This is a genomic window from Pseudomonas sp. AMR01 (assembly GCF_041946035.1).
GTDB lineage: Bacteria > Pseudomonadota > Gammaproteobacteria > Pseudomonadales > Pseudomonadaceae > Aquipseudomonas > Aquipseudomonas antarctica_B.
This window is the reverse complement of the sequence record NZ_JAUTYR010000019.1, coordinates 75898-83842: the sequence shown is the minus strand read 5'-3', so window position 1 is coordinate 83842 and position 7945 is coordinate 75898. Positions and strand designations below refer to the sequence as shown.

11 protein-coding genes are annotated in these 7945 nt (G+C 58.4%); 5 read left to right on the top strand and 6 right to left on the bottom strand.

Features of this window, described 5'->3' with window-relative positions:
- Positions 1-206 precede the first annotated feature (206 nt).
- Entirely contained in the window at positions 207-794 is a 588-nt protein-coding gene (locus Q7C20_RS17665; RefSeq protein ID WP_348059127.1) for an NUDIX domain-containing protein, read from the bottom strand.
- Between the two features lie 170 nt (positions 795-964).
- On the opposite strand from Q7C20_RS17665, the gene Q7C20_RS17660 reads away from it, so the two are divergent.
- The gene (locus Q7C20_RS17660; protein WP_375069087.1) at positions 965-1891 is read left to right on the top strand and encodes an alpha/beta hydrolase; all 927 of its coding nucleotides are present in this window, start codon (positions 965-967) and stop codon (positions 1889-1891) included.
- A 177-nt stretch (positions 1892-2068) separates the two neighbouring features.
- On the opposite strand, the gene Q7C20_RS17655 is transcribed toward Q7C20_RS17660, so the two are convergent.
- Entirely contained in the window at positions 2069-3244 is a 1176-nt protein-coding gene (locus Q7C20_RS17655; protein ID WP_375069085.1) for an L-lactate dehydrogenase, read from the bottom strand.
- 121 nt (positions 3245-3365) lie between these two features.
- On the opposite strand from Q7C20_RS17655, the gene Q7C20_RS17650 reads away from it, so the two are divergent.
- On the top strand, positions 3366-4151 hold the full coding sequence (locus Q7C20_RS17650; RefSeq protein WP_348059122.1) for a DeoR/GlpR family DNA-binding transcription regulator: 786 nt from the start codon (positions 3366-3368) through the stop codon (positions 4149-4151).
- Here Q7C20_RS17650 and Q7C20_RS17645 read toward each other — a convergent pair.
- The 3 genes from Q7C20_RS17645 to Q7C20_RS17635 are packed head-to-tail and all read right to left on the bottom strand — an operon-like array spanning position 4116 to position 5508.
- Positions 4116-4853 carry a DUF72 domain-containing protein gene (locus tag Q7C20_RS17645; protein WP_375069083.1) on the bottom strand — a complete coding sequence of 246 codons (738 nt, stop codon included), beginning with the start codon at positions 4851-4853 and terminating at the stop codon, positions 4116-4118. The two genes, Q7C20_RS17650 and Q7C20_RS17645, sit on opposite strands and share 36 nt — an antisense overlap.
- Positions 4850-5281: a DNA methylase gene (locus tag Q7C20_RS17640; RefSeq protein ID WP_348059120.1), complete on the bottom strand. Its 432-nt coding sequence runs from the start codon at positions 5279-5281 to the stop codon at positions 4850-4852. Before Q7C20_RS17640 ends, Q7C20_RS17645 begins: the two co-directional genes overlap by 4 nt.
- Before the next feature lie 2 nt (positions 5282-5283).
- Positions 5284-5508 carry a hypothetical protein gene (locus tag Q7C20_RS17635; RefSeq protein WP_348059118.1) on the bottom strand — a complete coding sequence of 75 codons (225 nt, stop codon included), beginning with the start codon at positions 5506-5508 and terminating at the stop codon, positions 5284-5286.
- A gap of 197 nt (positions 5509-5705) precedes the next feature.
- Here Q7C20_RS17635 and Q7C20_RS17630 point away from each other — a divergent pair, with 197 nt between their 5' ends.
- Positions 5706-6209: a DUF4142 domain-containing protein gene (locus tag Q7C20_RS17630; RefSeq protein ID WP_375069080.1), complete on the top strand. Its 504-nt coding sequence runs from the start codon at positions 5706-5708 to the stop codon at positions 6207-6209.
- A gap of 29 nt (positions 6210-6238) precedes the next feature.
- Complete coding sequence (locus Q7C20_RS17625; RefSeq protein ID WP_375069079.1) at positions 6239-6799, top strand: type 1 glutamine amidotransferase domain-containing protein; 561 nt, start codon at positions 6239-6241, stop codon at positions 6797-6799.
- A 58-nt stretch (positions 6800-6857) separates the two neighbouring features.
- On the opposite strand, the gene Q7C20_RS17620 is transcribed toward Q7C20_RS17625, so the two are convergent.
- Entirely contained in the window at positions 6858-7064 is a 207-nt protein-coding gene (locus Q7C20_RS17620) for a PLD nuclease N-terminal domain-containing protein (RefSeq protein ID WP_348059112.1), read from the bottom strand.
- A 264-nt stretch (positions 7065-7328) separates the two neighbouring features.
- On the opposite strand from Q7C20_RS17620, the gene Q7C20_RS17615 reads away from it, so the two are divergent.
- Positions 7329-7805, top strand: coding sequence for a hemerythrin domain-containing protein (locus Q7C20_RS17615; RefSeq protein ID WP_375069078.1), 477 nt, complete (start codon positions 7329-7331; stop codon positions 7803-7805).
- Positions 7806-7945 lie beyond the last annotated feature (140 nt).

The window sequence follows — 7945 nt, the reverse complement described above, 5'->3', positions numbered from 1 at the left end:
CGTATACCACCGCCATCTTCACCAACTGTCCCCCTCGGTCCCGCCCCGCCGGTCTTCCGATCTGTTGATGGATTTGGTGGCTGATTCACCGCATTCGCGAGCAAGCCCGCTCCCACAGTTGATCTTCATACATCAGGAAGACTGCAACCCGCCTTGGCAAAAACAGACCGGTTTTGCCTGATGTACCGAGGTGCCTGCATCGCAGGTCACCAGCCTTCCTTCAACATGCGCAGTTCCAAATGCTGCAACAGCATGATGGTTTTGCCATCGACAATGTCACCGCTTTGCACCATCGCCAGCGCTTGCTCAAAGCCCAGCTCCAGCACTTCAATGTCTTCGCCCTCTTCTTCAAGGCCGCCGCCGGCGCCTACTTGGTCGGCTGGCTGGTACTCGCCGATAAAGAAGTGAATGCGCTCGGTCACCGAGCCGGGGCTCATGAAGGCGGCATAGATTTTTTCCACATGGCCGACGCGGTAGCCGGTCTCTTCTTCGGCTTCCAGGCGGATGCGCTCTTCGGGGCTGGCGTTGTCGAGCAGCCCGGCGGCGGCTTCGATCAGGTAGCCGTGGTAGTCGTTGACGAAGGTGGGCATGCGGAACTGGCGGATCAACAACACGGTGCGTTGAGCGCGGTTGTACAACAGGATGGTTGCGCCATTGCCCCGGTCGTAGACCTCGCGGGTCTGGGCTTGCCAGCTGCCATCCTGGCGGCGCAGGTCGAAGCTGTATTTTTTCAACACGTACCAGTTTTCCGAAAGGGTCTCTTCGGCGGTAATGCGAACGGGGCTGTTGTCCATGGTCGGGCCTCTGCTCAAAGGAGCAGAAGCATGTGGCGGGGCGCGGTCAGCGTCAAGGGAGCAGCGCTGTAACACTTTGCAAGCAATACCTGTGAACGGCTGTCGAATTAATTCCTGCCCCCGCAGGCCATCTGGTAAAACCCGTGCTTCGTCTTTGTCCTGGAACCTTCATGTCATCTCGTTTTCTGTCTCGCCTGGGCCTGCGCTGGTTTCCCCTGCTGTGCATGGCCATCCTGATTGTCGGCCTGCCGGTAGGCTGCGCCGTGCTGCAACACAAGGAACGCGAGCTGGTGTTTCGCATCGAACCGGGCACGGCCAGCTGGTACAGCGGCTTGCCAAAGGCGGTGCAGGAATTCGACCTCAAACCCGCCAGTTTCAAATCCGGGCAAAACATTCACGGCTGGTGGTACCCGGCAGACAAAAAGGACGCGCCCGCCATCCTCTACCTGCACGGCGTGCGCTGGAACCTCACCGGGCAGTTTTTCCGCATCGAGCAATTGCACGCGCTGGGCTATTCGGTGCTGGCCATCGACTATCGCGGCTTTGGCCAGAGCCACGGCGACTTGCCATCGGAAACCAGCGTGTATGAAGACGCGCGCATTGCCTGGGAACGCTTCCAGGTGTTGCAACCCGACCCCGCCAAACGCCTGATCTACGGGCATTCCCTTGGCGGCGCGGTGGCCATCGATTTGGCCGCAGAGTTGAGCAAACAAACGCCGGTGCCGGTGCGCGGGCTGGTGATCGAGTCCACATTCACTTCGCTGGCGGACGTCGCCACGGCCGTGGCCAACACCTCGTTACCGGTGCGCTGGTTGCTGTCGCAAAAATTTGATTCCATCGACAAGATTGCCGACGTGCACATGCCGCTGCTGGTGGTCCACGGCCTGGCGGATCAGTACGTGCCGCCACGTTTCAGCCAGCAATTGTTCGAAGCCGCCCAGGAACCCAAGCGGCTGTTATTGGTGCCCGGTGCGACCCATAACAACAGCATGAGCCTGGCCGGTCGCAGTTATGGCCAGGCGCTGGACAATTTGATGCGCGAGAAGGCGCCCGCACACGCTGTCATACACTCCACAGGCCATAGCGGCGACTCCTAAAACGACTTTTCGGCACTGGGTTAGCGCTTGGCTGTCAAGCGCGAACCCTGCCCATACTGGCCCGCGCTGAAAGTTGATCAAATATTAACCTAGGGTTAAATCGCCATACCCGCCGGGGTCTCGCAAAGTTATCCACAGAGATACCCACGGTTTTCGTGGACAACTCTTTTTACTTTTTTACGATTTTTTTGCTGAGCAAACGCCTTCGGGAAAGGTGCCCGGCAGCAAAATCTCGCGATTCACGGCGCGTATATCGTTATAGCCACACAGCGCCATCGTCACGTCCAATTCGCGGGCGATGATCTCCAGTGCCTTGGTCACGCCCGCCTCACCCATGGCCCCCAAACCGTACAAATGCGGCCGGCCGATCATGGTGCCTTTTGCACCCAGCGCTATTGCTTTAAGTACGTCCTGGCCGGAGCGAATACCGCCATCGAGCCACACCTCAATCTGATCGCCCACCGCCTGCACAATCGCCGGCAATTGGCTGATGCTCGACGGCGCGCCATCCAGCTGACGGCCACCGTGGTTGCTCACCACCAGTGCATCGGCGCCGGAATTAGCCGCCAGACGTGCGTCCTCCACATCCAGAATGCCCTTGATAATCAGCTTGCCGCTCCAGCATTTCTTGATCCACTCCACGTCGTCCCAACTCAGGCGCGGGTCGAATTGCTGGGCCGTCCAGGACGACAACGAACTCATGTCTGCGACGCCTTTGACATGCCCGACGATGTTGCCAAAACCACGACGTTGGGTGCCGAGCATGCCCATCACCCAGCGCGGTTTAGTGGCCATGTTGAGGATATTCGGCAGGGTCAGTTTCGGCGGCGCCGACAGGCCATTGATCAAGTCCTTGTGGCGTTGCCCGAGGATTTGCAGGTCGAGGGTCAGCACCAATGCATCTACGCCGGCGGCTTTTGCGCGTTCGATCAGTTGCTCGATAAACGCGCGGTCGCGCATTACATACAGCTGGAACCAGAAGGGCTGGCCGACGTGTTCGGCGATGTCCTCCAGCGAGCAGATGCTCATGGTCGACAAGGTGTAGCGCAGGCCAAAAGCGGCAGCGGCGCGGGCGGTGAGAATCTCGCCGTCGGCATGTTGCATGCCCGCCAAGCCAGTCGGCGCCAAGGCCACCGGCATAGCCATGTCCTGGCCGATCATGGTGGCGCGGATCGAGCGCTCATCGATGTCCCGCGCCACGCGCTGGCGGAATTTGATCCGCGCAAAATCACTTTCATTGGCGCGGTAGGTGCTTTCAGTCCAGGACCCGGAGTCGGCGTAATCGTAAAACATCCGCGGGACACGTTTTTGCGCAAGCTTGCGTAGATCTTCGATGGTTGTGATCAACGGCATCGGGGTCACCTCTCCCTGGACTGAACACGCAGAGTAACCGCCCATCGGCTGCGCAACCAGCCATTGCGTTTCTACCTGCGGCGGAATAATCTCGCACAAACCCGCAAAAAGACGCACAACCATGCATAACACCCATCAAGCCATTGACCTGCCTTCGTTGCGCAAGCAGAAGATCCTGTTGCTGCTGGAGCGCGACGGCAAAGTCACCGCATCGGAATTGGTCGAGCATTTCGCGGTGTCCCAGGACACCATTCGCCGCGACCTCGGTGAGCTGGCAGCCGCCGGGTTATTGCAGCGCGTACACGGCGGCGCCCTGCCCCGGCCCAAAGACACCGGCAAGGACTTCTTCACCCGCGTCGGCGAGACCAATGACGCCAAGCGCCACCTCGCACAATTAGCCGCCGACCGCGTGGAAGACGGCCAGATCGTGCTCTTCGATTCCGGCTCCACCACGCTGCAAATCGCCCAATCCTTGCCGCGCTCGATCCGCCTTACGGTTGTCACCGCCTCGCCAATGATCGCCATCGCGCTGGCGGACCATCCCCATGTGAAAGTGATTCTGGCGGGCGGCCAACTCAACCCGGCCACGTTGTCCACCGGCGGCCACGAGGCCGTACGCTTGATACAGAGCGTCAAGGCTGACCTGCTGTTTACCGGTGTGTGTGCCTTGCACCCGCAAATCGGCATCACCTCGCTGCATTTTGACGAAGTCGCGGTCAAGCAGGCGCTGCTCGACAGCGCATCCCACGTAGTAGCGGTGACCCTGGCCGACAAACTTGGCGCGGTAGAACCTTTTGTGGTGGCCCCGTGCGACCGTATCCACACGCTGATCACTGAGTGGCATGTGCCGAGTGTCGAGGCGTATGAGCGGTTAGGAATGGAAGTGCTGCGGGTAGAGGTCGAGTAGGTACAGGGCATCGGCGATGGCATAGCCGCTGGCGGTGTTATCGAAAATACACCAGGTGGGAATGTCAGCTTCAACTGACTCGCCTAGCAAGCGGGCAAAGCCTTGCACACGCTCGGAGCCATAAGCGCTGTGATAGATACGTGGCGACCCATGCAGGCGCCAATAACGCACACCGTTCCAGCCACCGGGATGACCACCGCCTGCAAACACCGGCGGGTCAGCGGCCACCCGTCCAACCTGGAATGCCTGCAACACAGCATCCGCCTCCAGCCAACTGGCATGCCGGGGCTCAAGTACCACGGCACCCGCGAAGCGCCGGCGTAATTCAGTGAAGAAACCCTCGGCAACAACGGGCTCATAACCTAACGACAGCGGGAGCTGGATCAGCACACAGCCGAGTTTTTCCTGCAGCTGCATGCATTGCTCAAAAAACTCATCCAGCGCCGTTTCACACTGCTGCAAGCGCAATTCATGGGTGATGCGCTTGGGCAGTTTGACCGAAAAGCGAAACGCTGAAGGCACCGACTGCGCCCATCGCGCATAGGTCTTGGGCTGATGCGGTCGGTAAAACGAGCTATTGATTTCGACCGCATTCAAACGCGACGCGTAGCGTTGCAGGTGGGTGCCGGGCTGGGTGAATGCCGCCCCGTGTTCACGCGGCAGGCTCCAGCCCGCACACCCCACGTAAAGCACTGCGGTCAAAACAGCACCGCAGCCGCGTCACGCATGAAAATCTCAATGGTCTTTGGGCCGACCCCTTCGAATTCGCCGAGGCGTTTTTCAAAGGCTTGACGGTCTTTGCTGGCGTCGCGCATGTGAGTGATTTTGCCCGCGTACTCGGCATTCAACTTGGCGCTGAGGTCGAGCAAGCGTTGCGCCGTGGTCTCGTCGTAACGCACGTAATGCGCACGCCCAAGCATCGCGACCAGTTCGCGGGAGGTGCAATGCTGCAGCTTGCGCGCCGTGTCGCGGCCCTCCTCCTCAACAATCACCCGGTAAGCCTGGGCGGCGATCGGCGCCTGAATGCGCTTGCCCATTAAAAAGCTTGCGAGAAACCACTTGAACAGGCTGCCGTCGTCATCGGGCTTGAGATCAATGCCCAAGTCAGGCGCAGTAATCGACTTGGCCATGCTCAGTGGCCCAACTTGCGCTCAGCCTTGGCCGCCTGCTCGTTGATGGCGTCGGTCACACGCTCAGTCTCTTTGATCGAGGTGGGCGTCAGTACCTTGTCGATGGTTTCGGTCTTGGGGTTTGGACGTTCAAGCGTCTGGCCCTTGGAGGCTTTTTCAGTGCCCTTTTGGGCGGCTTCCGAGCTGATCGGTTCCGGGGTTTTATCGTCGGTTTTATGATCGGTCATGGTCTATCTCCAGGCAGTGGAAAGCCCGCAAAAAATCGCGGGCGCTTATGCAGCAGAGCCCGCGAGATTTCGATAGTTCAAGGAAATTGCCCACGATGGCCGCCGGAGAAATAAGCGCGAATTAATTTAAACCTTTTGCATCTGCACGCCCTCAACAGTCAGGTAACGGCATGACGCCACGTTCAAGGAGAGACACCATGACAACGCTTCTGATGAAACAGATGGGCCTGACATTCGTACTGGTTGCGGGGTCGATATCTACGGCCATGGCCGCCACGTCCAATGCCTTCGTTGATGATGCGGCCCAGGGCGGCATCACCGAAGTTGAGGCAGGCAAACTGGCACTGGAAAAAAGCAGCTCGGCAGACGTAAAAACGTTTGCCCAGCACATGGTCACTGACCACACCAAGGCTAATCAGGATCTGGCGACGTTGGCGAAAAAACTCGACATCGAAGTGCCGGACGACGCCGCACTGACGGACAAGGCCAAGAAGGCCATCCTCGAAATGCGTGACGAATCGTTCGACAAGGCCTACGCCAATAATCAAGTCGACGCCCACGAAAAAACCGTCGAACTGTTCAAGAAAGAAGCCGCCTCCTCGGACAATGCCGAGTTGAAGGCCTTCGCCACCAAAACGCTGCCGACCCTTGAAGCTCATCTGAAAATGGCCAAGGACCTGCAAGCCAAATACAACCATTAATTCCTTATAGACACAGGAGACACTCGACAATGAGTTCGCAACTCAACGGCAAGAACATCCTTATCATTACGTCCAACACCGGTATTGAGCGCGACGAACTGGTCAAGCCGCTGGAGGCGCTGCGTGGCTACGGCGCGACCGTGACCCACGCTTCGAGCAAAGGCGGCACCACTCAGACCTTCGTCGGCGATACCGAGAAGGATAAAACCGTGGAGTCCGACGCTAAACTGGCCGACGTTTCCGCCGCCGATTTTGACGCCCTGGTCATCCCCGGCGGCACGGTGAATGCCGACACGCTGCGCCTGGATGCGGCGGCGCTGAAGCTGATCAATGAGTTTGTCAAAGCGGGTAAAACCGTGGCCGCCATCTGCCACGGGCCGTGGGCATTGATTGACGCAGGCGTGATCAAGGGCAAGACGCTGACCTCGTATAAAAGCGTGCGCACGGACCTAGTAAACGCCGGTGCGGCAGACTGGGTCGATGCCGAGGCCAAGGAATGCAAGGCCAATGGCTGGACCCTGATCACCTCACGCACACCGGATGATTTACCGGCGTTCAATGAGGCGATCGCCAAGGCCGTTGCGGGCTAAAGCGATACCGCAGAACCTGAACAGGCGCCCAAGGGCGCCTGTTTTTTTGTCTCAATGCTTAGCTTCTACGGCTATCGGGCATTTCACGTTTCGGCCCGAACATGGCCCAGGCAATCAGCCCGAACAGCGGCACAAAAATCAGAATAACCAGCCACAGCCCCTTGGTCTCCCAGCCACTGGTGCTGCGTAACACGACATTGATCGCCCACAGTTCCAAGAGCAGCAGAATCACCGCCAAACCGATCCAGACATATTCTATTTGCATGCTTCACCTCCTGAGGTCGTATGTGTTAGGTCACTCATTTGGGCTGAGGGTTCATTAAAAAGTTGCTGGACGCTTGCGTGGCTTAATGCACGCCTGACGCGGCCTCACATTGCAACCTGCACGACATCGCCCCTCTACTGAAACTGCTAAGACCCTGATTATCAAATAAAAAATAAATGCATCTGACTTGGTACAACTGATGCACAGATACACACAAGAGGCGCGCATTTCGACGCGCCCGATAGTTACCCGTGAGGTTCCACCATGAACGCCATTGACCTTCTCGAAGCCGACCATGTACGCGTCAAAGCCCTGCTGACTCAACTGAGTGAGTCCACCGAACGCGGCGTCAAGAAGCGCACTGAACTGCTGGCCAAGCTGGAAGCGGAAATCAGCATGCACACCAAGCTTGAAGAGGAAATTCTCTACCCGGCCTTTCGCAAGGCCGGTGGCAAAGAGGAGGACATCATGTACCACGAAGCCAAGGAAGAGCACCGCACGGTGGACGCCCTGGTGCTGCCCGATTTGAAGCAGACCGAGCCGTCGACCACCGAGTTTTCCGGCCGCGTCAAAGTCGTCAAGGAGCTGCTGGAGCACCACATCGAAGAAGAGGAAACCGAGATGTTTCCCAAGGCCAAGAAGCTCTTGGGCAAGAAACTGCTGGAAGAATTGGGCGCTGAGATGGAAGCCATGAAGGCGGCCCACAAGAAGTCGCAATCCACCAAGCCAATGGCGGCTTGAAGGTGGCATCACCGAGGCCTGGCGCTATGCCGGGCCTCGGTCCTGCTGGATGAGCTGTCCATGCACAGGGGAATGCGTCATGAAGACCAAATGCTCCCAAAGGATGTTGTTGATTATCGGGTTGTCGGCGCTGTTGAGCG

What these genes read in the sequence shown, in the direction of transcription:
- Q7C20_RS17665 (WP_348059127.1), bottom strand. Translation starts at nt 794, where the DNA reads ATGGACAACAGCCCCGTTCGCATTACCGCCGAAGAGACCCTTTCGGAA.
- Q7C20_RS17660 (WP_375069087.1), top strand. Translation starts at nt 965, where the DNA reads ATGTCATCTCGTTTTCTGTCTCGCCTGGGCCTGCGCTGGTTTCCCCTG.
- Q7C20_RS17655 (WP_375069085.1), bottom strand. Translation starts at nt 3,244, where the DNA reads ATGCCGTTGATCACAACCATCGAAGATCTACGCAAGCTTGCGCAAAAA.
- Q7C20_RS17650 (WP_348059122.1), top strand. Translation starts at nt 3,366, where the DNA reads ATGCATAACACCCATCAAGCCATTGACCTGCCTTCGTTGCGCAAGCAG.
- Q7C20_RS17640 (WP_348059120.1), bottom strand. Translation starts at nt 5,281, where the DNA reads ATGGCCAAGTCGATTACTGCGCCTGACTTGGGCATTGATCTCAAGCCC.
- Q7C20_RS17635 (WP_348059118.1), bottom strand. Translation starts at nt 5,508, where the DNA reads ATGACCGATCATAAAACCGACGATAAAACCCCGGAACCGATCAGCTCG.
- Q7C20_RS17630 (WP_375069080.1), top strand. Translation starts at nt 5,706, where the DNA reads ATGACAACGCTTCTGATGAAACAGATGGGCCTGACATTCGTACTGGTT.
- Q7C20_RS17625 (WP_375069079.1), top strand. Translation starts at nt 6,239, where the DNA reads ATGAGTTCGCAACTCAACGGCAAGAACATCCTTATCATTACGTCCAAC.
- Q7C20_RS17620 (WP_348059112.1), bottom strand. Translation starts at nt 7,064, where the DNA reads ATGCAAATAGAATATGTCTGGATCGGTTTGGCGGTGATTCTGCTGCTC.
- Q7C20_RS17615 (WP_375069078.1), top strand. Translation starts at nt 7,329, where the DNA reads ATGAACGCCATTGACCTTCTCGAAGCCGACCATGTACGCGTCAAAGCC.